Source organism: Hyphomicrobium sp. (assembly GCF_036780825.1).
In the GTDB taxonomy this organism is placed as follows: domain Bacteria; phylum Pseudomonadota; class Alphaproteobacteria; order Rhizobiales; family Hyphomicrobiaceae; genus Hyphomicrobium_C.
In genome coordinates, this window is the sequence record NZ_DAIQCD010000015.1 from 47223 (window position 1) to 69273 (window position 22051).

The 22051-nt window shown below is 65.7% G+C and carries 21 protein-coding genes and 1 other RNA gene; 8 read left to right on the top strand and 14 right to left on the bottom strand.

The window, feature by feature from the left end; all coding sequences use genetic code 11:
• Window positions 1-134 precede the first annotated feature (134 nt).
• Window positions 135-1610: a hypothetical protein gene (locus V7P99_RS08435; RefSeq protein ID WP_333794361.1), complete on the bottom strand. Its 1476-nt coding sequence runs from the start codon at window positions 1608-1610 to the stop codon at window positions 135-137.
• Window positions 1611-1814: 204 nt separating this feature from the next.
• Window positions 1815-2798: a DUF1134 domain-containing protein gene (locus tag V7P99_RS08440; protein ID WP_333794362.1), complete on the bottom strand. Its 984-nt coding sequence runs from the start codon at window positions 2796-2798 to the stop codon at window positions 1815-1817.
• Window positions 2799-3235: 437 nt separating this feature from the next.
• Here V7P99_RS08440 and chpT point away from each other — a divergent pair, with 437 nt between their 5' ends.
• The 4 genes from chpT (at window position 3236) to V7P99_RS08460 (ending at window position 6189) form a co-directional block, all read left to right on the top strand.
• The gene (chpT, locus tag V7P99_RS08445) at window positions 3236-3883 is read left to right on the top strand and encodes a histidine phosphotransferase ChpT (RefSeq protein ID WP_333794363.1); all 648 of its coding nucleotides are present in this window, start codon (window positions 3236-3238) and stop codon (window positions 3881-3883) included.
• Between the two features lie 250 nt (window positions 3884-4133).
• Window positions 4134-4508 (top strand): response regulator, encoded by a 375-nt coding sequence (locus V7P99_RS08450; RefSeq protein WP_333794364.1) that lies wholly within the window; start codon window positions 4134-4136, stop codon window positions 4506-4508.
• A gap of 263 nt (window positions 4509-4771) precedes the next feature.
• Window positions 4772-5395 carry an ABC transporter ATP-binding protein gene (locus V7P99_RS08455; RefSeq protein WP_333794365.1) on the top strand — a complete coding sequence of 208 codons (624 nt, stop codon included), beginning with the start codon at window positions 4772-4774 and terminating at the stop codon, window positions 5393-5395.
• Entirely contained in the window at window positions 5392-6189 is a 798-nt protein-coding gene (locus V7P99_RS08460) for an ABC transporter permease (protein ID WP_333794366.1), read from the top strand. Before V7P99_RS08455 ends, V7P99_RS08460 begins: the two co-directional genes overlap by 4 nt.
• Before the next feature lie 116 nt (window positions 6190-6305).
• Here the strand turns inward: V7P99_RS08460 and V7P99_RS08465 are convergent, their stop codons facing one another.
• From V7P99_RS08465 to V7P99_RS08485, 5 genes are all read right to left on the bottom strand, one after another.
• A complete protein-coding gene (locus tag V7P99_RS08465) occupies window positions 6306-7256 on the bottom strand; it encodes a hypothetical protein (RefSeq protein WP_333794367.1) in 951 nt (316 codons plus the stop codon).
• 216 nt (window positions 7257-7472) lie between these two features.
• Entirely contained in the window at window positions 7473-7799 is a 327-nt protein-coding gene (locus V7P99_RS08470; RefSeq protein WP_333794368.1) for a hypothetical protein, read from the bottom strand.
• 152 nt (window positions 7800-7951) lie between these two features.
• Window positions 7952-8167 (bottom strand): cold-shock protein, encoded by a 216-nt coding sequence (locus V7P99_RS08475; RefSeq protein ID WP_333794369.1) that lies wholly within the window; start codon window positions 8165-8167, stop codon window positions 7952-7954.
• 224 nt (window positions 8168-8391) lie between these two features.
• Window positions 8392-9279 (bottom strand): 23S rRNA (adenine(2030)-N(6))-methyltransferase RlmJ, encoded by an 888-nt coding sequence (locus V7P99_RS08480; RefSeq protein ID WP_333794370.1) that lies wholly within the window; start codon window positions 9277-9279, stop codon window positions 8392-8394.
• Between the two features lie 107 nt (window positions 9280-9386).
• Complete coding sequence (locus V7P99_RS08485) at window positions 9387-9935, bottom strand: bactofilin family protein (RefSeq protein ID WP_333794371.1); 549 nt, start codon at window positions 9933-9935, stop codon at window positions 9387-9389.
• 115 nt (window positions 9936-10050) lie between these two features.
• On the opposite strand from V7P99_RS08485, the gene V7P99_RS08490 reads away from it, so the two are divergent.
• Both V7P99_RS08490 and V7P99_RS08495 read left to right on the top strand, forming a co-directional pair.
• Window positions 10051-10728, top strand: coding sequence for a protein-L-isoaspartate(D-aspartate) O-methyltransferase (locus V7P99_RS08490; RefSeq protein ID WP_333794372.1), 678 nt, complete (start codon window positions 10051-10053; stop codon window positions 10726-10728).
• A gap of 105 nt (window positions 10729-10833) precedes the next feature.
• Window positions 10834-11052, top strand: coding sequence for a hypothetical protein (locus V7P99_RS08495; RefSeq protein WP_442909889.1), 219 nt, complete (start codon window positions 10834-10836; stop codon window positions 11050-11052).
• 44 nt (window positions 11053-11096) lie between these two features.
• Here the strand turns inward: V7P99_RS08495 and V7P99_RS08500 are convergent, their stop codons facing one another.
• A complete protein-coding gene (locus V7P99_RS08500; protein WP_442909890.1) occupies window positions 11097-13634 on the bottom strand; it encodes a UvrD-helicase domain-containing protein in 2538 nt (845 codons plus the stop codon).
• 327 nt (window positions 13635-13961) lie between these two features.
• Between V7P99_RS08500 and V7P99_RS08505 the strand changes: the two genes are divergently transcribed.
• Window positions 13962-17960 carry an AsmA family protein gene (locus V7P99_RS08505; RefSeq protein ID WP_333794373.1) on the top strand — a complete coding sequence of 1333 codons (3999 nt, stop codon included), beginning with the start codon at window positions 13962-13964 and terminating at the stop codon, window positions 17958-17960.
• 26 nt (window positions 17961-17986) lie between these two features.
• Here the strand turns inward: V7P99_RS08505 and V7P99_RS08510 are convergent, their stop codons facing one another.
• From V7P99_RS08510 to V7P99_RS08525, 4 genes are all read right to left on the bottom strand, one after another.
• On the bottom strand, window positions 17987-18247 hold the full coding sequence (locus V7P99_RS08510) for a ribbon-helix-helix domain-containing protein (RefSeq protein ID WP_333794374.1): 261 nt from the start codon (window positions 18245-18247) through the stop codon (window positions 17987-17989).
• On the bottom strand, window positions 18244-18465 hold the full coding sequence (locus tag V7P99_RS08515) for a DUF4169 family protein (RefSeq protein WP_333794375.1): 222 nt from the start codon (window positions 18463-18465) through the stop codon (window positions 18244-18246). Before V7P99_RS08515 ends, V7P99_RS08510 begins: the two co-directional genes overlap by 4 nt.
• A gap of 25 nt (window positions 18466-18490) precedes the next feature.
• The gene (gene fumC, locus V7P99_RS08520; RefSeq protein ID WP_333794376.1) at window positions 18491-19897 is read right to left on the bottom strand and encodes a class II fumarate hydratase; all 1407 of its coding nucleotides are present in this window, start codon (window positions 19895-19897) and stop codon (window positions 18491-18493) included.
• A 202-nt stretch (window positions 19898-20099) separates the two neighbouring features.
• Complete coding sequence (locus V7P99_RS08525; RefSeq protein ID WP_333794377.1) at window positions 20100-20408, bottom strand: hypothetical protein; 309 nt, start codon at window positions 20406-20408, stop codon at window positions 20100-20102.
• A gap of 260 nt (window positions 20409-20668) precedes the next feature.
• Between V7P99_RS08525 and V7P99_RS08530 the strand changes: the two genes are divergently transcribed.
• Entirely contained in the window at window positions 20669-21010 is a 342-nt protein-coding gene (locus V7P99_RS08530) for a hypothetical protein (RefSeq protein ID WP_333794378.1), read from the top strand.
• Between the two features lie 123 nt (window positions 21011-21133).
• Here the strand turns inward: V7P99_RS08530 and V7P99_RS08535 are convergent, their stop codons facing one another.
• Window positions 21134-21829 (bottom strand): SspB family protein, encoded by a 696-nt coding sequence (locus V7P99_RS08535; protein WP_333794379.1) that lies wholly within the window; start codon window positions 21827-21829, stop codon window positions 21134-21136.
• 65 nt (window positions 21830-21894) lie between these two features.
• Window positions 21895-22051, bottom strand: a transfer-messenger RNA (tmRNA) gene (ssrA, locus tag V7P99_RS08540); the annotation flags it as partial.

Consider the following 22051-nt stretch of genomic DNA (forward strand, 5'->3'; position numbering starts at 1 on the left):
TACGGCACCGCCCCGAATTGTCCATCCCTAGACTTGGGCCCAATTCTGATTTTTCGTGCCGGGGTGGATCGGCCCCCTCCCTCCGGCGAGGTGCGACAATGAGTGCACCGCCCGCCTCTGTCAAGAACCCGATATCAGGCTACGGGCTTTTCTGCCCGGGTTATCCGTTCGATGAGGCTCGAGCGGCGGATCGACTTCTTCGGCGCACCGTCCCCATTCGCGGAAGATCCGGAAGATGACGCCTGCGCCGGCGCTTGACCATCTCCGCCGCTCCCGCGCATAGGGCTCTTCGCTCCATCGCCGCTGCCCGAGGGTCCGCCCAAGGCGCGCAGAAAACCGCCTGAGCGGGAGGGCTCCGCAGGCGTCGGGCGCACCGCAGCGGATGACGAGGCTCCGAAGGGGGCCGCCTGGGGCGGACGCGGCGCCGCGATCCGCTCAACGAGCGAGCGGTGGGGACGATCCGCCATCTCGGCCCCACGATCTTGGGGGGCGCCGGCAGCCGGCAGAGAGCCGGCACCGAGCCGTCGCATCTCCTCCATGGCATGCGCGGACTGGAGGGCGAGCTTCTCGTTGGCGGCGGATACCTCCGCGCGCAACCGCTGAATGGTTCTGGCGTGTGCGTCCGCTTCGGCTTGAAGCGCACTGACGCGTGCGCGCAGCGACACCTTGCTTTCTTTCCCCGCGCGCTCGTCTGCGTCCTTCGCTGCGTAGACGGCGAGCGCCGCCTCGAGGCGCGAGACCTCGGCGGCCCTGTCCTCGCTCGCAGCCCGCAAGGAGCGGATCTCGGCTTCGAGCGCGGCTGTGCCGGTGCGGCCTGCTTCTGCCGCCGCAAGCGCCTTGCGCAGACGCACAACCTCTTCCTGGAGGCCTGCGTCCGGCGTGGCGCCTGCCCCGCCCTCCACCGTCTTCGATTCGACGTGAGCCAATGTCTCCTGCAGGCGGGAGATGAGGGCGTGCTGATCGCGCGCCTGGGCGCGCAGTGCCTCGACCTCCGTCCTCAGGGCTATCTCTCCGTCGAAGCGGGGATCGACGAACGTGTCGCGGTTGCGGGCGGCGCGGGCTGCAAGCGACGCTTTAAGCCGGCCGATCTCTTCGCGCTGCTGGACGTTGATCTGCGTCGCCTCCTCGAGCGCCTCGGCCTGACGTTTGGACGTCTGGGTCAGGTTGGTGATCTCGCGATCGCGATGCAGGAGAAGCCCTTTCGCCTCGTCGAGGCGCACCTCGACCTTAGGCATCCGCTCGGCAATGGTCTGCTCCAGGACGCGCCGGGCGTTCTCGTGCTCATCGAGCCGGGACTCGAGCCGCTCGATCTCGCCTTCCAGCTCGCTGATAGCCGCATCGCGCCGGTTGAGCTCCACCCGCTGGCGGGCCGCGGAATTGGCAGCCTTTTCGACCTTCTGCTCGAGCTTGTGGATGGTGAGCGCATAGGCGGCGCGGAGCCTGTCCTTGTCGGCTGTGATCTCGGCGGAGGAGAGCGGCATGGTGGCGCGCAGGCGGTCGGTCGCGATGCGCGCCGTGCGGCGGCCGTAGATGGGCGCCAGCAGAAACCCGATGAGGCCTGCTGCAAAGAACCCCAGCGCAACGAACATTGCCGACTGGATGGTAATCACCGGCGCATCCCCGGATCAGTCCCTCTCATTTCCGCCACATGCTTCACCGCCACACATTCGTCCCGCCCAGTGATCTTATCGACTGGTCTTTGCGACTGGTGCCGTTTCGGCCGCCCCGCCCTTGGCATGGGGCGACTTAAACCGCACCAGTCGCTAGGCGCAAGCGTGCCGCCCCACGGAGAAGCATAAATCCTTATATGGGACTTATAGCGGATTCCATGTCGGCGTGCGGGTATACTTCAGATACCCCACGTTGGCGCCGAGGCGCACTCCGACACCAGAACGGATGACCGCCAGCGTGACCTCGCCATACTTCTGGAACTGTACGCTGAGGCCCCCGACGAGATAGGCGGAGCCCTGCACGCCTCCAAATCTTTGATAGATTTCCGAGGGATCCGACAAATTATAGACGAGCACCATGGTCTTGGACCCTTCTGCGCCGGCATCATAGCCAAGCGACGGGCCCTGCCAGAACACCTTGTGATCGCCGGCATCCTTCGTGAAGAGACGCCCCTCGCCATAGCGCAGGCCGACGAGGAAAGCCCCGCCCGCATCCTCGCCCAGGATATAGCCGTTCGGACGCCCCTGGCTCTGGAACGCGTATTCCACTGCCTTGCCGAGGCCCTGGCTGATGGCGCCGAAGAATCCGTGGCCGGCGGCGATGATCTCGTTCTGGCTGTACGAGCTCCGATCCTCGTCCGGCGCGCCCCCAGGCTCGCGGTAGGCTTCCTGGCCCGGGGGAGCATAGGGCTCGCCGTAGCCTCCGCGGCCTCCATCGTCGACGGGACGGCCGGGATCACTGTAACTGTCGCGGCCGTTGGGCGGCACATAGGCATCGCCCCCCGCCGAATAGGAGTCGCCCCGCGAATAGGCGTCGTTTCGCGGGGAATAGGCATCGCTGCCGTATCCACCCCGGTTCGGCGAATACGTGTCGCCGCTCCCCGAATAGCTATCGCGCTGCGTTGCGTACGAATCATTCGATCCGTATCCGCCCCGGTTCGACGAGTAGGTATCAGCCCCTGAAGAAGAATATGACCCGCTGCGCGAGCTGGATGACGCCCCGCTGCCGCCGCTGCGGTAGCTGTCGGGACTCCAAAGGCCGTCCTCGGCCATCGCGGGACCGGCCGCCAGCATCAGGGCCGCTCCGACGAGCGCGAGCCAAGGGCTGCGGCAAACATGAAACATCATGGGCTTTCGCAATCCTCAAGGCGCGGCCGACGGCGCGGGCCTCGCCTCAGCCGCATGCAGAAAATGTATCGAATCTCAATAATCCTTCTCGGAAAGTATTACCAAAGTATGGCTGTGCGGGAGCGCGCGCTGGCGATGCACGTGAACCAAACTACGCAAGGTGGCGCTATGATTCGCGAAACTCCCATCGGACTTTTTTAACCTCGTCACGTGGCCGGCGAGGCTCATTCAGAGGGCAAAAATTCCCCCGCGGCCGCGTCCTGCGGCCACGCGGCCTTTGCAGAGGCGGGAGCGGCGTGTATCAGAACGATCAAGTATTCGCGGGGATGCATCCCCGCATTCCGTCCGATACCGTTCCTTGCGTACGGCAGGCCATGGCGTTCCTACGCCCGAGAACAGGTCCGCCTCATGGGCGACGACCGCAAGAGGACATATCCATGACTGACGCACCTGAGCGCGTGCATCCCACGGATCTGGAGCTCGCCGCACTCATCTCGAGCAAGATCTGCCACGATGTGATCGGGCCGGTCGGCGCCATCTACAATGGCCTCGAGATCCTCAACGAGGATGACGACGAGGAAGCCCAGGCCTATGCGCTCTCCGTCATCCGCAACGTCACCGAGCAGGCGTCGGCGCGGCTGCAGTTCGCGCGCTTCGCATTCGGCGCGGCGGGCTCCGCCGGCGCCTTGATCGATCTCGGTACCGCCGAGCAGATCTCACGCGGCTTTATCGGCCAGGGCAAGCACAAGCTGGTCTGGAAGGGCATTGCCGGCCATATGGCCAAGGATAAGGTGAAGCTCCTCCTCAACCTGATCGCGGTCGCAGTCACGGCGCTGCCGCGCGGTGGCGAGATCGAGGTGCTCATGCAGGGCACGATCGAGACGCCGGGCTTCGTCCTGCGTTGCTGCGGCACGGCCGCCCGCCCGCCGCAGCACCTTGGCGCGTTCATATCCGGTGAAGACGTGCCGCCGCTGGATGCGCTGACCATCCAGACTTACTACACGTGGCGGCTCGCCGAGACCGCCGGCATGAACCTGTCCATCGTCAAGGACGGCGACGACGTGCTGCTCTCCGCCCTCAGTTAATACCATCCGTGAACACCTCGTCCCGTCCTGCGGCGGCATAATGCGCTTGCTGCGCGGCAGGTTATGGCCGCTGAGATGCCTTCGCTGCCGACTGTGATGGAGCCCTCCTCACCAGTCGTTAACTCCTTTCAAGCACAAAGATATAAAGGCCTGGGAACTGGCGGCGCCCGCGACTTACGTCACGGCTGCCGACCCGTCCTTCGCATTCCCCATTGTGGCCATACGCGGCCGGACGGAGCCTAAAAGCGCCATGAAGCGTTGCCTCGTCGCCGATCAGTCGGAAATCATCCGAAAAGTCGCGCGCCATTACCTCGAGCAACTGTCGTATGACGTCCTGGAGGCGGACAACGCCAGCGAGGCGCTTGAGCTTTGCCAGAGCAACAGCATCGACGCGCTCATCCTCGACTGGCGCCTGCCGGACAAAACAGCCGTCGAGTTCCTGACTGCGCTGCGTTTCTCCAGCGAGGGCACCCGGCGCCCGCTCGTCATCTATTCCACATCCGAAAACGATGCGGCAGACATCTCGCGCGCCTTCTCGGCCGGAGCCGACACGTACCTCATAAAGCCCTTCGACAAGCACGCGTTCATGGAGACCCTGGCCAACGCCGGAATGACTGCGGCCTAAAGCGCGCTCACTCTTATTGGAATTCGGATTGCGCGACGCGAACGCGCTCTAAGTTTTTATTTGAGAGACTGATTCACGTTCTCGGTGAATGCGTGTCCGCATCCACCTCAAACGATCAGGCCCTAACCGGCTGGCTTCCGCTTCACGCCCTTGCTAAAGCCCTTCCCGTCCGGGGAATCACGGAGCGGCTCAGCGTTCGTCGTCCTGCTTCTTCTCAGCTCCCTGGCTCGCGTGACATCAACACGACGACGATAGAGGCCGAGGTGCTGCGCGTCGAACATCTTAGAATCGGGTCGCTGCCGCCCTTGTCCTTCTCCGTCGCAGCCGGTGAGTGCCTCGCCATCGAAGGGCCTTCGGGCTCCGGCAAGAGCCGCATCCTGCGCGCTATCGCGGACCTCGATCCCGTGGATGGGCAGATCTTCCTCGACGGGCACGAGCAGCGGGAAATGGCGCCCGCGGTGTGGCGGCGGACGGTGCGCTATGCGGCGGCCGAGCCAGGATGGTGGACGGATACGCCGCGCGGCACCCTGAACCCGGCTGCATCATCGCAGGATCGGATCCCCCGCCTGCTGGCAGCGGTGGGTCTCGACGAGGCCATGCTCGATCGCCCCGTGAGCCAGCTCTCGACGGGCGAACGGCAACGAATCGCCCTCGTGCGCGCGCTCGCCGACGAACCCAAGGTGCTGCTGCTCGACGAACCCACGGCGGCGCTCGACAAGGCATCGACGGCGCTCGTCGAAGAGCTCATCCGTTTTCAATTCCTCGCCGAGCGGAGCGTACTGATCGCGAGCCACGACACGGGGCTCATCGATCGCCTCGCCCATGCGCGCCTGCAGCTCGCGCCGTCCGATCCGGCGCCCAGACCTCTCCAGCCCCCACAGCCATGACCTATATTGCGCTCGATACGACCGACCTCGCCATCGCGGCGATACTCCTGATCGCGAATGGGCTGGTGTCCGTCTGGTTCCGGCTCGGGCTCGAGCGCACGCTCGCCATCGCCGCGCTGAGGATGGTGGTGCAGCTCGCCATCGTGGCGCTGGCCCTGCGCTTCATCTTCTCGCTCGACTCGGCTCTGTGGACGGCGCTGTTCGCGCTCTTCATGGCCGCGGCGGCCGGGTATGAGGTCGTGTCTCGGCAGGAACGGCGTGTCACCGGCGTGGCCGCAACGGCGCTCGGAGCCGGCGCACCGTTCTTTGCGGGGCTGGTCGCCACGCTGTTCGCGACGACGCTCGTCATCGGGCCGGACCCCTGGTATGCGCCGCGCTACGTGCTCCCCATCTTCGGCATGATGCTCGGCAACGCGCTTCAGGGCACGAGCCTCGTGCTCGATTTCATCACCTCCGCGGCCGTGCGCGAACGCGCCGCCATCGAGGCGCGCCTCGCGCTTGGCGCGGGCCGGTATGAGGCCGTCGACACCATCCTGCGGCGTGCGCTCACCACAGGGCTGATGCCCATCGTCACGGCCATGGCGACGACCGGCATCGTGGCGCTTCCCGGTATGATGACGGGCCAGATCCTCGCTGGCGTCGACCCCGTGGAGGCAGCCAAATACCAGGTGATGATCCTGTTTCTTGTTGCGGGCTCGACGGGTATGGCCGTGGTCGCCGCCGGGCTCGGCGCCGTGCTGCTGATCACCGATGACCGTCACCGCCTGAGGCTCGATCGGCTAACGCGGAAATAGGATCGTTATCACCATACATGAAGAGCGCCGCAGCTCGCTGCGACGCTCTTTGTATTTGGGCATATTGTCATTGCCGGATCAGCGCGCTTCGTGCGAGCGGCCGGCCTGGCCGGGCTTTACGGCGCGATGGGCTCGACCGGAACCGACGATGACGACGGAGCGCTCTCCGGCTCCGCATTCGGCGATGTGTCTGCGGGCGATGCCGGCTCGCTCGAGGGCGCAGCGCCGGCGGCCGCAGGCGGCTGAGCCTGGTGCTGCGCCATAGCAGCAGCGGCGCGCTCGGCGGCCTCGGCCGCGCGCTCGGCTGCGGCGGCGGCACGTTCGGCTGCGGCCGCGGCCGACTCTGCGGCAGCGGCTGCCGCTTTGCTCGCCTCGTTCTCCGACGTGCCCACCGGCTCAGCGCTCGGCGTCGCAGGCTCGATGGCGGCCGGCGAAACGGCGGCGGCAGTTCCGGCAGCCGTCGGCGGCACAGGGATTGCGCCCGTCTCGACGTTCGTGTCCGAAGCCGTGTCAGGCTTTATGTCGGCGGCCTTCGTCTCTTCCAGGTCCGCGCTATCGGATTCGGCTTTCGCCTGATCCGCTTCAGGGCTCCTTGCCGGTTCGGACTTTTCAGCTTTGGCCTGCTCGGACTTCGCGGGCTCAGACTTGGCTGGCTCAGACTTTTCGGCAGCGCGGTCGGCCTTGTCGTCGGACGATTTCGCAGCCGCCTCCTTCTTCAGAGCCGGCTTGGGAGTCGTTTTCGCCTGCTGCTGTGATCCCTTGTTGAGATCGGCACCCCAGCAGACCGTGGCCGTGGCCGTGCAGGTGTGCTCGTCGAACAGGATCAGGTTCAGGAAGAGCTCGCAGGAGACGTCCTTTTTGCCGACCGAATACTTCTCGATGCCCTGCTCTGCCGCCCACGTGGCGATATGCTTGTCGAGCAGATTCTTGGAGTCACGTGTCGGGCCTTCCTTGCCATAGTCGTTGACCGTGAACCCCATGCGCTTGCAGCCGGCAAAAGCCGGATGGGCCGCCACGAGCGCACCCGTCAGCGCGGCGGCGAAGGCGAACCTGGACAATAAACCCATCAAGCTTCTCCGTAAGGGCCGAAGATCATTTGTGTTCCTGCTGCTATAGCGGCGCCAGGCCGGCATGCCTAGACCGCTCCATCACGTTATGCGCAGGTTTGCCGAGACTACGCGGGCAGGATGCCGGGGTCGCCCGGCAAAGCGGCAGTAAGGGAAACGACACCGCGCACGCGCGTGAGGGCGCGGTGCGCGATGCCCTCAATGCCGCACGATGGATCAGAGCTTGCAGATCGTGGCGGATCCGCGGCACGTCCAGCCCCAGCTACCGCCCTGCTTGCAGTTGTATGCACGCTTGCCGAACTCGTATCCGGGCAGTCTCGCGGCCGCACCGACCTTGTTGTTCGACGACATCCAGGACGCCCAGGCGCCCCAGTCGACAGCCTGGAGAAGAGCCTCGTCCACCTGCAGCTTGGCGCCCTCCTGGCTTCCGGCCTCGCCGATGGCACCCTTCTTGACGCACGTCTTGGCCTCGGCCGAGGCCGTCATGGCCGCCAAGCCCGCTACGGCAACGAGCGCCGTCGTCATACGCACAGCTTTGAGCATCGCTCTATCTCCCTCGAAAAAGCCGGCACACGCGTCAGCGTGGACCGCGAGGGGACTCTGCCCCACTTGCCGCACGCTGCCCATCCGTCATGCACAGGGAAATAGGCCGCCGGGGCGATTTTCATGCGCTCGTTGCGTCCGCACAACTGGCCTCAGCCTGCCTGCTGCAGGTTGACGGCCTTGGGACCCTTGCCGCGCGTGTCGGGCTCGGTATCGAAAGAAATGCGGGCGCCTTCCGCGAGGGAGGCCAGGCCGGCGCGCTCGATGGCGGTCACGTGGACGAAGACGTCCTTGCCGCCATCGTCCGGAGTGATGAAGCCATAACCCTTTTGATCGTTATAGAATTTGACCGTTCCAACCTGGCGCATCTCATGCCTCCACGCACCCGCCTTGCAGGAACCGGCTGGAGAGCGGGGCAGTGCTCCGGCCGGCGGATCTATTAGCCGCGCGGCGCGAGACACCTAGGTTTCGGTCGGGCAATGCTCAGCACAAGCTTTTCCTATCACCTCGACAGCCAGCGCAGAGCATCCGGCGCCGTCTTTCGGGGGGAACGCGACTGCGAGGCAAGACCCAGATATGGCTCCGCCGCCGCTCAGTGCGATCCGGCTGGCGTTTTCGTCCTGGACAGACCGCGCTCGTCCGTCAGCCACGCGAGGCGGCTCCCGGCGCCGCTTCCCTGCGAAAGGGTCTCAACTAAATATGGCAGCAAAATTGCGAGCCGCTCTTCGAGCGTGAACGGAGGATTGAGGATCAGCAGGCCATTGCCGGAGAGACCGCCGGCGCTCTGCGGCGTGCGGACGAACAATTCGGCCGAGAGCAGCTTCGGGATCGAGAGCGCGGCGGCCTTGCGCAGGAAGGAGCCGGTGACTGCCTCGTCTTTGATCGGATACCAAATAAGAACCGTACCCGTCGCGAAGCGCCGGCGGACATCGCCTAGCGCGTCGAGAAGCCGGCGAAACTCGCCCGGTTCCTCGAACGGAGGATCTATCAGGACGATTCCGCGGCGCTCTGTCGGGGGCAGCACGGCCTTGAGCGCAGTCCATCCGTCGAGCGCGAGCACCTTGGCGGCACGATCTTTAGCAAAAAGCGCCGCGAGGCGGCGAACGTCTTCGGGATGGGCCTCGTTGACGACGAGACGATCGTTCGGGCGCATGAGACGGCGAGCGATGAGGGGGCTGCCAGGATAGCGGACGAGTTCGCCGCTACCATTCTCATTTCGCACCACATCGAGATAGGGCGCGAGGATTGCCGCCACATCGGACGGGAGCGAAGCGGCAAGGATGCGGCCGATGCCCTCCCTCCATTCACCCGTTCTCTGGGCTTCATCGCTCGCCAGGTCGTAGAGACCGATCCCCGCATGGGTGTCGATCACGCGGAAGGGCGCGTCCTTCAGCTTCAGGTGCTCGATGACGAGCGCAAGGACGGCATGCTTGAAAACATCCGCGAAATTCCCGGCGTGATAGATGTGGCGATAGTTCATGAGGCGCCCGAAAACACTGCGGGGGCGGCCTGCGGCTGCCCCCTTCCCGTGCACCGCTCTAGCATAGTTTCCCGCACTTTGCGGGAGCGGCATCGCGCTTGGGGGGGTCAGCCGCTCATGGCATGTGTGAAGCTTGGGAGAGCGGACGGAGCAATCTCCCGGTGGGGCTCACTGCCGGCAACGGGGCGCTCGAGTTGGGGTGCGATCTCCGAGGGATCCTTCACGCGGCGCGAGCGGCCGTCGAAGGCTGCGCCCTGCTCGATCGAAAGCAGATGGCTGTGAATATCGCCTTCCACCTCGGCGCCGGCGTGAAGCACGACGTTCTTGCCCATGATGGCGCCGCTGACGCGGCCGTAGACGTCCACCGTCTCAGCGGCAATGGCGCCCTCGATGACGGCTTCCTTGCCGACCTCGATCTCGCGGCTGTGCAGATCGGCCTGAATATTGCCAAGCACCTTGAGCGTGCCCTTGCAGCGGATCGTGATGGCCTCTCCCTCGATCGAGAGATCGTTGCCGATCACCGACTGGGCGGCCACGGGGTTGGCGGTTTCCACTGGGTGCAGATGCTTCTCGGCACCACCGATGCGGTCCATGCGGCGAAGCTGCGGTGCGGGTGCCTCGGCCGGAACCGGCTCGGGCTTGCGGCTGAAAACCATGCTTGCATACTCCCTGACGCTACTCGTGGTCCGCACGCGCCCTATGTGAGGCTCGAGTTGGTCGAAACGATGTCAACCGCCGCCGGCCGGTCCGGCGGCCGGGCTGGAGCTTTTCATGAGCGCAATCGACGATGAAATGGCCTTGGCACGCCAAGCGATGGTGCGCGAAATCGAGCGCTCTGCAAGGCAGGCCCTCGGCGGCCGGGAGATCTCGCCGCGCGTGCTCGAGGCGCTCGGCGCTGTGCCGCGCCATGCGTTCGTTCCTCCCGAACACCTAACGGCGGCCTACCGTAACCGGCCGCTTCCTATCGGCCACGGGCAAACGATCTCACAGCCTTTCATCGTGGCCTTGATGACCGACGTCCTCGATCTCGAGCCCGGTGACCGGGTGCTCGAGGTCGGCACCGGATCGGGCTATCAGACGGCCGTGCTGGCCCGGCTCGCAGGCGCCGTCTACACCATCGAGATTTCGAAGCCCCTCGCCGAGGGTGCAGAGCGGATCTTCGCAGAGCTCGGCCTCACCAACGTGCACGCCCGCGTGGGCGACGGGCATCGCGGCTGGCCCGACGCGGCACCGTTCGACGCGATCCTGGTTGCGGCGGCACCGCCCGAGATTCCGGATGCCCTCGTGGCGCAACTGAAACCAGGCGGGCGCCTCGTCATACCCGTAGGGCGCGAAGCCCAGCAGCTCGTTCTCATCGAGAAGCAAAGCGACGGATCGACCACCTTGAGGGAGGTCATTCCCGTGTGCTTTGTTCCGTTGACACGGCAGGAGGATGGCGGATCCGATTGAAGCCATCCCTTGCCCCACGAGCGGGGTTTGTTTTTTCTTCTGCCGCATTTCCATGCGAGCAACCGATCCGGGCGTGCCTGCCAACACGCGAGCTTAGGGGAATACGTGATGGACGACCTCGACCGTTTCGAGCCGGGGATGCATACGTTCACCGGAACCGTGCGCGTCTGGACCGCGGGCACCGCCGAGATCGTGACCGATAGCGGCCTCGTCATGTTCCTCGACACGCGCGGGCAGTCGCCAGTGGCGGTCGGCGAGCGCGTGACCGTGGACGCGCGTAAATATCGCCCCTGCCATTTCGTGACCCGCGTTAGGCCCGGGTGAGCTGGCGGGAAAAGGTTACGGCCGACGACTTGCGCCGCCCCACCTCAAACTCGGACAACGAAGCTGTCGACGACCCGCTTCCTACCGGCGTGATCGAACTCGATCGTGAGCTTGTTGCCATCCACCTCGGTCACCGTGCCTGGGCCGAACTTCTGATGGCGCACGCGGGTGCCTACTCCAAAGCCCGCGCCCTCTGCCGACGATGAGGCGATCAGCTCGCCTTCGATGGTGATCGGCGGCTTCATCGGCTTGAGGCTTGCCTGGCGGCGGCGATCGGCGTCGCGCGACCAATCCTTCTCGTGGGACCTGGCCTTCTCGAAGGATTGGGCGCGCTGCCAGCCCGGCGTGTCGTAGCTGGCGCCGAAGCGTGGCGCGGCGTCGTCAAAACGGCTCTTGCCATAGGGATTGCGCCCAAAGCCGCCGGCCTCGAACGGATTGCCGAAATTCTGGTAGGCGCCGCCGAACGGGCTCTTGGTCTCGACGACCTCCACGTCGGCTTCCGGCAGATCGTCGACGAAGCGCGAGGGGATCGCCGACTGATAGAGCCCGCGCGTGCGCCGGTTCTGCGCGAACGAGACCTTGGCGCGGCGGCGTGCGCGCGTGAGGCCAACGTAGGCGAGACGGCGCTCCTCCTCGAGGCCAGCCTCCCCGCTTTCGTCGAGCGCGCGCTGGTGGGGGAAGAGCCCCTCCTCCCAGCCAGGCAGGAACACGGTGTCGAACTCGAGACCCTTGGCGGCGTGCAGCGTCATCAGGCTCACGCGGTCGCCGTCGTCGCCCTGCTCGGTATCCATGACCAAGCTCACGTGCTCGAGGAAGCTTTCGAGACTCTCGAACTCGTGCATGAAGCGGATGAGCTCCTTCAGGTTCTCAAGCCGAGACTGAGCCTGCGGGCTCTTGTCGGCCTGCCAGTGGGCCGTATAGCCGCTCTCGTCGAGAATAAGCTCGGCAAGCTCGGTGTGCTTCATGGTGTCGATCAGGCTGCGCCAGCGCTCGAAGGCGCCGACGAGATCACGCAGCGACTTCCTGGCCTTGCCGCCGAGATCCTCAGTCTCGACGATCTCGCGGGCGGCGCGGAACATCGGCACGGAGCGGGCACGGGCCAGCGCATGGATGCGCTCGACGCTGGTGTCGCCTAGACCGCGCTTGGGCACGTTGACGATGCGCTCGAACTTGAGATCGTTGGCGGGATTGTGCGTCACCTCGAGGTAGGCCAGCGCGTCTTTGATCTCGGCGCGCTCGTAGAAGCGCGGACCGCCGATAACGCGATAGGGCACCCCCGTGGTGACGAAGCGGTCTTCGAAGGCGCGCATCTGGAAGGAGGCGCGGACGAGGATGGCGATCTCGTTCAGCCGGTGGCCGTCCTTACGCAGCTCCTCGATGTCGCGGCAGACGGCTCGGGCCTCCTCCTCGTCGTCCCAGACGCCCATGACGGAGATCTTCTCGCCCCGCTCGCCGTCGGTGAAGAGCGTCTTGCCAAGGCGGCCCTTGTTGGCGGCGATGAGCCCCGAGGCGGCGGAGAGGATGTGCCCCGTGGAGCGATAGTTGCGCTCCAACCGGATGATACGCGCGCCGGGAAAATCCAGCTCGAAGCGCAGGATGTTGTCCACCTCGGCGCCGCGCCAACCATAGATCGACTGGTCGTCGTCGCCGACGCAGCAGACGTTCGGCGAGCCTTGGGAAATAAGGCGCAGCCAAAGGTACTGGGCGACGTTGGTGTCCTGGTACTCGTCGACCAGGATATAGCGGAAGCGCCGGTGGTAGTCCTTGAGCACGTCCGGGTTCTCGAGGAAGAGCCGCAGCGTCTCGAGCAGAAGATCGCCGAAATCTGCCGCGTTCAGCTCCTTGAGCCGCTTCTGATACGCCGCATAGAGACGCGCGCCCTTGCCGTTGGCGAAAGCGAAGCTCTCGCCTGCGGGCACCTTGTCGGGCGTGAGGCCGCGGTTCTTCCAGCTATCGATGAGGCCCGCGAGCTGGCGCGCCGGCCAGCGGTTCTTGTCCAGGCCGTCGGCCTCGATGACCTGCTTCAGAAGCCGGAGCTGATCGTCGGTATCGAGAATCGTGAAGCCGGATTTGAGGCCGACCAGCTCGGCGTGGCGGCGCAGGATCTTGACACCGATGGAGTGGAACGTGCCGAGCCACGGCATCGCCTCCACGGCGCCGCCGACGAGGGCGCCAATGCGCTCCTTCATCTCGCGCGCCGCCTTGTTGGTGAAGGTGACGGCCAGGATTTGATGGCCGGCAGCGCGCCCCGTGGCCAGGATGTGGGCGATGCGCGTCGTCAGCACCCGCGTCTTGCCGGTGCCGGCGCCGGCCAGCACCAGGACGGGGCCATCGAGCGCTTCCACGGCCTCGCGCTGCTCCGGGTTGAGACCCGCGAGATAGGGTGGCATCGCGCCCGCGCGGGCCCGTTCGGAGATGGAGGGCCGCTCCCGCGGCGCAGGTGCAGCCTCTCGCGCGCGCCCGGGCGCCATCGGCAGATCGAACGGCGGAAGATCGTCGTCCGCGCCGGCGGCTGCATGGGGATCGGCGCCCACGCCTGCAGGCACGGCGTGGCGGGCTGCGTTTTTGTCTTCGTGCGGCATAAATCGCTCTATAGCATGGGCCTCGCGGCCACAATCTGGCGCACAGCGGCGCCGCATGACGGAAATATAAGGTGCGGCGTCGCTTCCACGAGCCTGCCCGGGGATCCCTCCCCAGGAAAAAACCCCAATTGGGGGTCACACTCGGCACCCGTGTTGGGCTATGGTGAGGGCCCGCCGGCCATCGCGATTGGCGGCGATCCCATTCCGGCCAGCCAACCAGCCTCGGGGGCAAAGGGGGCCGGGGTGCGGATTTGCTTGCCCGTGCGGCCTCGTGGCCCTCGCGTTGATGAGGTGCGCCCGAGTGATACATGAGCAGATTAGACGCGGATGAACAACGCCCTCCTTTATCTCGGCGGCATTCTGATCACCGCCCTGGCGGTTCTTTTCGCGGTTCCGCAGTTTGTGGACTGGAACAGCTACCGAGGCATTTTCGAAGAGGAAGCCTCCCGCATCCTGGGGCGGGAGGTGCGCGTCGGGGGCGCCGTCAACGTGCGGCTCCTGCCGGCGCCGTTCGTATCGTTCGAGCGGCTCCGGATCGCGGATACCAGCGCCGATGGCGGCCACTCGATCATCCGTGTCGAAAGCTTCACCATGTGGCTCTCGGTGCCGCCGCTTCTGCGCGGCGTGCTCGAGGCGCATCGCGTCGAGCTGCGCCGGCCGGTCCTCAGCCTCGCTGTCAATGCCGAGGGCAGCGGCAACTGGCGCACGCTCGCCATCGCGCCGGGCACGCTGCCGTTCGCTCCCAAGGAGGTGGCGCTGCAGTCGGTCGCCATTCACGATGGAGCGATCCTCATCAGCACGCCGTCGCGCGGCGAGCTTGCCCGGTTCGACTCTATCAATGGCGAGCTCAACGCCGAGGCGCTCGAGGGCCCGTACAAGTTCCGCGGCGATGTAAGCTCCGAAGGCGTGCCCCGCCATGTCCGCATCGCCACCGCCAAGATGGACGACAACGGCGACCTCAGGTTCAAGGCGGCTGTCGACGTAGCCGATAATTCCTACATGCTCGACGCGCGCCTCACCGGACTCAGCGACACTCCGGCGCTTACGGGCGAGCTCAACGCGAAGCTCGGACGAGACGCTGGCGCAGCCAAACCCGCGCCAAGCGATGCGGATGTGACGCTCCAACCGGAGCCTTCCCCGCCCGGCGCACTGCCTTCCGACGCCGAAGGAGAGCAGCCTGCAGAGGTCCCCCAGACCGCCGTGGCCATCGACGAAGGACACGGGGCCACGGGCTTCGAGCTCAAGGCCAAGGTCGAGGGAACGGCGCTCGGCGTCGCGCTGTCGGACATCTCGGTGTCGCTCGAAGCCGGGACGACCCCGCAGATGATAACCGGGGAAGCAAAGCTCAGCTGGGCGGACAAGACGCGCCTCGACGTGGAGCTTGCCTCGCGCTGGCTCGATCTCGACAGGCTCGCTCACACCGGCGCCGCCAAAATGCCGCTCGATGCCGTGCGGAGCTATTTCGAGCTGGTCGCGGCGCAGCTTCCGGCCGAGGCCGATACCAACGCCCGGCTTCAATTCGACCAACTTACCCTTGCCGGCGAGCCGATCAGCAATGTGCATCTCGCCGCCTCCCGATCAGGCGGTCCGCTCGAGCTCAAGGGCGTGCGGGCGGATCTCCCGGGCGGCGTGCGGCTCGAACTCGAGGGCGTACTGACGCCGCGGGACCGGGCGCCAGATCTCGATGGCACCCTTTTTGTCTCCGGCAAAAGCCTGATGCGCTTTCTTGCGTGGGGCCTCGGCTCTCCCGGCATCGGGCGCGAGCGCAACGACGGCCCGTTCTCGCTCGATGGAAAATTCGCGCTCGGCAACGGCTCATTGGCGCTGACGGACGCCGTCGCGGAGCTCTCGGGAACGCCGCTGGAAGGCGACTTCAAGATCGACCTCGGCGAACGCAAGCGGCTTCGCATCGCCGTCGAAGGCCCGCGCATCGACGTCGCTCAGTTCGGGTCCGGACTCGTGGATCTCGCTCACCTGCGGCGCGCCTTGTTCGGCTCCGATACGGTTGAGGACGAAGGCGGCGCGCCCTCGGCAACTCAGCCGTTCGATCCCGCAGGCAGCGATCTCTCGCTCGATCTCAAGGTCGCCGAGCTCATCGACGGCGACCTCCGCCTCAAGGATGTCGACGCGAGCATCCAGCTCGAGCGCGGCCGGCTCACGATCCCGCATCTCAGCTTCGGGACTGCGGACGGGCTTCACGTGGAGGCGGAGGGCGAGGCCTCGGACGTGCCGGCGCATCCCAAAGGCGCGGTGCGCGGACTGGTCTCGGCGCCCAACGTCCAAGCTGCGCAGTCCTTCCTTTCTCTCCTTGGTCTCGAAACCGGGACCTCAGCGGAGGCAACGCGAATCGCGCGTCTCGCCCCCTTCCGCATTGCCGGCACGCTCCGCCTCGAGGGGGGAGCCGCGAACGCCACGTCGCTCAACATCGATGGGGTGCTCGGCGGTGGGCGCATCTCCGGCTCGCTCAACCTCGCTGGCGGGCGCGCCAAATGGCGCACGTCGTCCCTCGATGCGCAGGTGCACATCGAGAGCCCGGACGCGTTCGAGCTTGTGGCGACACTGTTCGATACGCCGATCCGGCCCGTGCGGGGAACGGAGGCGCAAAGCGGCCGCGTGCTGATCAAGGCCGTGGGCGTTCCCGCCGAAGGACTGCTCTCGCTTGCCGAGATCACAGCCGACGGGATCGAGATCGGCTATCGCGGACAGCTTCGCTTGCCGGATACGGGCGATACAGATCTCGACGGAGAGATGAAGATCGCCGCCCCGGACGTGCGCGTCGCTCTGGCGATGGCCGGGCTTGGCGTCGCGGATGGAGCGGCCGGCATTCCGATTAGCGGAACCGTCGCCGTCAGCCGCCAAAAGGGTACGCTGAAGCTCGCCGGCAACGGGCTTTCACTCGGCGACAGCACAGTCTCCGGCACGCTGGCCGTGTCGAGCGCGGGCGATAACGGCCGCAGGCAGCTCGATGCGTCTCTCTTTACGGATAAGGCTTCGTTCGCCGCGCTGCTCGCACCGCTTCTCGGCTCCGCGCGGGAGGCTGATGTGCTCGCCGCGGCGGAGGCCTCGCCACGCACGGCATCCGACAAGACCGGGGCCGCCCACATCGTCTGGCCCGAGCAGGCGTTCGATCTGGCGCTGCTCGACGGGATCCAAGGAAAGCTATCGCTCGAAGCGGGCACGCTCAGCCTCGAACCTGGGCTTTCGATCGCCAACGCGCGCGTTGCGGCGGAGACTTCTTCGGACGGGATCAAGGTCACGCGCCTCGAAGGCGACGCCATCGGGGGGCGCCTCACATCGCAGCTCGAGATCACGCGGGCGCCGGCTGGAATCGGTCTCGCCGGCTCACTGGCCATCGATGTCGCTAGCAAGCCTGGTGGGGAGGCGGACAGCACACCCGCGCCGTCCGGCAACGCCGCGGCCTTTAACGTCACCTTCTCAAGCCGGGCGCTGAGCCCGGCTGCCATCGTCGCCGGCCTGACCGGCACGGGCACGCTTGCGATCCGCGAGGCGACGCTTGCCGGCAACTCCCCCGCGAGCGTTTCGGCGGCGGCGCGCGCGGCGCTGGCCGGGCAAAGCCCCGGCTCGAATATGCCTCTCGCGGATGCAATCACGGAGACGCTCAAGGACGGCGGGGTCAAACTCGGGAAGACCACCATTCCAGTAAACCTCAGCGACGGGGCTCTGAAGCTGGAAAGGGTGAAGGTAGAGACGGACGAAGGCCGCTCGACGTTCGTGACCGCCGTCGAGCTCGAGACCATGCGGATCGACAGCGAATGGCAGATCGAGGCCAGGCTCGACAAGACCGGGGCGGCGGGATCCGCCCGCGCGTTCCTGCCACCGGTGACGGTCGTCTACGCGGGCAAGCTCAAGGACCTCTTTGAGCTCGAGCCACGGATCTCGGCGGACGCGCTCGAACGCGAGCTCGTCGTGCGCAAGATGGAGCTCGACGTCGGCGAACTCGAACGTCTGCGCAAGCTGGACGAGGAACGGGCGCGCCAGGAAGCTGCCCGGCGCAAGGCGGCGGAGGCGGAACGGGCACGCCTTGAGGCCGAACGGCGCAAGGCGCTCGAGGACGATCAGCCCGTGATCTATCCGAACGCCGTGGAGCGCGAGGATCTCGGTGCACCGCTTGGTGCGCCGGATGGGGATCTTTACGACAACAGCGTCTCGACCGGTGATCCCAATGGCGTCCCGGTCGAGCGCGATATCGAAGCCGCAGCGCCGCCCGTCGCGGTCCCCTCGCCGGCAACGGCGCAGCGCCCGCCTCCGCGCCGCCGGAAGCCGGAGGAGGAAGAGTGGCGGCCGTTCCAGGGGACGCCCTATTGACGGGGTGCAGCTCCCCTGCCCACCGATCAATCCCGGCTGCCGCCGTCGTAGCTCACGATGGCGGCCGTTGAACGGACGTAGTCCAGAATCCACACGCGCACGGCACTCGAAAGACCGGCAGCGCCCCGCCGCTCGTCGATGCGGGCGATGAGGGCTGCGAGGGACATGCGCTCCTTCGCTGCGGCCTCCTTCAGCGCCTCCCAGAACGGCTCCTCGAGCGAGATCGAGGTGCGGTGCCCCCGGATCGAGAATGAGCGCTTTACGGGACGAACCGCGGCACCGCTCATGATGATGCGGGTCCGCTTTCGCCCTCACTTCCGTCGCCAGCATCGGAGCGACGATGCGCATCGAGGCGGCGCGTGGCGATCTCCGTCTCGGCTTCGAGCTTCAGGCGCTCGGCCTTGGGGCGTCCGAACCGGGCACGGTTCTCCTCGGCGCGCTTTTCCTTGGCCGCGCGGTCACGCACTTTGCGGGCTTTACGAAGGTTGATGATCTCGCCGGACATTTTTCAACTTCCGAACCTTTGACGCTTACTCGGGAGCGATCATCTTAGCGGGATCGACGATCTCTTCGAACTCCGCGTCGGTTACGTAGCCGCCGCCCACGGCCTCCTCGCGCAGCGTGGTGCCGTTCTTGTGCGCGGTCTTGGCGATCTTCGCCGCATTGTCGTAGCCGATCTTGGGGGCGAGTGCCGTCACCAGCATCAGCGAGCGCTCAAGACCGGCCTTGATGTTGTCCTCGCGCGGCACGATGCCAACGACGCAGTTGTCGGTAAAGGAGCGGGCTGCATCGGCCACGAGGCGCACCGACTGCAAGAAGTTGTACGCCATTACCGGATTGTAGACGTTGAGCTCGAAATGTCCCTGGCTGCCCGCGAACGTCAGCGCCGCGTTGTTGCCGAACACCTGCACACAAACCTGGGTCAACGCCTCGCACTGGGTCGGATTGACCTTACCTGGCATGATGGACGATCCGGGTTCGTTCTCGGGCAGTGCCAACTCGCCTAAACCGGAGCGCGGGCCGGAGCCGAGGAAGCGGATGTCGTTCGCGATCTTGAACAGCGATGCCGCCACCGTGTTGATGGCGCCATGCGAGAACACCATGGCGTCATGGGCGGCGAGCGCCTCGAACTTGTTCGGCGCCGAGGTGAAGGGCAGGCCCGTGATGGCGGCGATCTGCTTCGCCACCTGCTCGGCAAAGCCTTTCGGCGCATTGAGGCCGGTGCCGACGGCGGTGCCCCCCTGGGCCAGTTCCATCAACGCCGGCAGCGTCTGCTCTATGCGGCGAATGCCGTTCTCCACCTGCTGCGCATAGCCTGAGAACTCCTGACCGAGCGTCAGCGGCGTCGCATCCTGCGTATGCGTCCGGCCGATCTTGATGATGCCGCTCCAGGCGCGGGCCTTTTCACTCAAGGCCGCATGCAGATGGCGGAGGGCCGGCAGCAGGCGATGCGCAATCTCTTCGGCGCAGGCGATGTGCATCGCCGTCGGGTACGTGTCGTTCGACGACTGGGCCATGTTGACGTGGTCGTTCGGGTGGACGGGGCGCTTCGAGCCCATTTCACCGCCGAGCATCTCAATGGCGCGGTTCGAGATCACCTCGTTGGCGTTCATGTTGGACTGGGTGCCGGAACCGGTCTGCCAGACGACGAGCGGGAAATGATCGTCGAGCTTGCCGTCGATCACCTCCTGGGCCGCCTTCACAATCGCCTCGCCGAGATTCGCGTCGAGCTTGCCGAAAGCCATGTTGGTCTCGGCGGCGGCGCGTTTCACGATGCCGAGCGCACGGATCATGGGCGCGGGCTGCCGTTCCCAGCCGATCTTGAAATTGCCGACGCTCCGCTGCGCCTGCGCCCCCCAATAACGATCGGCCGGCACCTCGATCTCGCCGAAAGTATCAGTCTCGATGCGGACGGCGGCAGGCGTCTTATCGGTCATGGCGGAACCCTGTTCTTGGCATCTCGTCGGACGGGGTGGCCATAGCACGAGAGCCACCGATGCGAAAACGGACAAGGGCCGCCACGTGAGGCGACCCCTTCCGTTTGCAGACGTTTCGGCCCGACGCTCGCGCCCGCCACTTCAGGTCTTCGCGTGCCGCGGCCTCCATCGCGCGAGAACGCCTGGCATTGCCCTTCCTGCTCTACGAGCGATAGGCACGCGCAACGAGCGCTGCATGGCGACGCTCGGCATTGCGGAGCTGGATGCGCTCCAGGGTCGACACCCTGCCGTCACGCAAGACACGCCGCTTGAGCGAGGCGAGGTTGGCGGCGCTACGGGCGATGGCGCGGCGCTCGGCGGCGCTAACCGCAGGCTTCTTGTAAACCTTAGAATAGCCCGGCTTGCTGGGCCCATGCGCGTGGTGATGCTTTGCCGGCGCCGCAACTGATACGCTTGCACCCAGCACGAGCGCTGCGGCAGTCAGAAGGGCAGTCTTGGTCTTCGCGTTCATATGTCGTCTCCATTCTGGTTCGAGCCCGTCCGCCGGGGTGCGGCTCTCTCGGGCTACACGAGATGAACGTGGGAGACGAGGGGTATCCGTTGCTCAAAAACAGATAAAATTCAGTCACTTGGTGTTCATCTCGCTGAACGCGCGTTCACCTTGTGCGCGCCTCAATATTCTCTCCTGGAACCAGGATGGCGATACGCGGCGTTTATTGAACGAGAAGCAGAGGGAGAGGGAGAACCAGGCTCGCATTCCGGAGATTGAGAATGAGCATCATCAGCATCCGCGGCGCGGTCATCGCGCTTTCGACTCTTCTACTCGGCCTCGCCAGTACCGCGGCAATGGCCAGTCCGCTGGTCGGCTCCGACGTTGCGGCCTCGGCCAAGGCAAGGCCCGGCAATGTCCAAGATGTACGCCACCGCGGATGGGGCGGGGTCGGCGTCTACATCGGCCCCCGGTACGGTTACGGCTATAGATACGGACCACGGTATCGGCACCGCTACTATGGCGATCGCTATTACAGCTATGGCAACTATTACGATCGCCCGTATCGGCACAGCCGCCGTTGGGCGCGCGAGCGGTTCAAGCATCCGCTGGGACGACGCTGAGCGGCCGCCGTCGAGCCGGAGACTGCTCCGTTCCAAAAAACGGAAGCACCTAATTGTTCGCTTGGGCGAGCAATCTTCGCCTATTCGGGCGTTTCCGTCCGAATGGGATCGGATTTAAGCTGCTTATTTCTTGCGGAACTTGTCGAGGCTGACGATCTCGGCGCCACCAGACCGAGGCGCGGCCTCGTCATCCTCAGAACCGGCGGCCTCCTCGTCGGACATCGACCGTCGTTTCGAGCCGGAGTTCGCTGCAATCGGCGTTGCCTGAAGGTTGGTGCCGTCTGCCTCACCGTCCGCTTCGCCATCGGCCTTGCCATCCGGGCCAGCGGACTTGCGGGGACGCGAAGGCTTCCGCGTGCGGGCGCGGGGCGCGCCACCACGGGCTGCGACGCCATCGATGGTATCCCCCGAAGGATCGGATTCGACGTCCGAACCCGCCTCCGCCTCGGATGCGGCGAGGCCCGGATCCTCGAACTGAAGGCCGAAACGCACCGACGGGTCGAAAAACACCTTGAGGGCATCGAAGGGAACCACCAGACGCTCCGGAATACCGTCGAACGTCAGCTTCACCTCGAAGCGCTCTTCGGTGACGATGAGATCCCAGAAGCGATGCTGAAGCACGATCGTCATCTCGTGCGGGTACTTCTCCTTCAGCCGCCGCGACAGAATCACGCCGGGAGCCTCGGTGTCGAAGGAGATGTAGAAATGGTGATCGCCGGCCAAGCCCGACTTTGCCGTGCGGGCCAGAACCTTACGTACGACGCCGCGCATCGCTTCCTGCGCGAGTCCCTCGTAGTCGATCGTCGACTCAACCGTCATACCGTGCCGCTTCGTCCCCGATCGCGCCTCATTCCCGGCGACGTCCCCCGGGCGATGCCAATGAGATGGGAGGCTTCTGTTGCCCGGTGCCTCCCCAACCGCGCCTTACTCGGCTAGGAGCAAGGAGTTTCTTTAGGCTTTTCGCGCCGCATTACGCAGCGAGAGCGGCCTCAGCATAGTTGTCATTGGCAACTATTCTGAATGACCCGATGACGGTGGTAT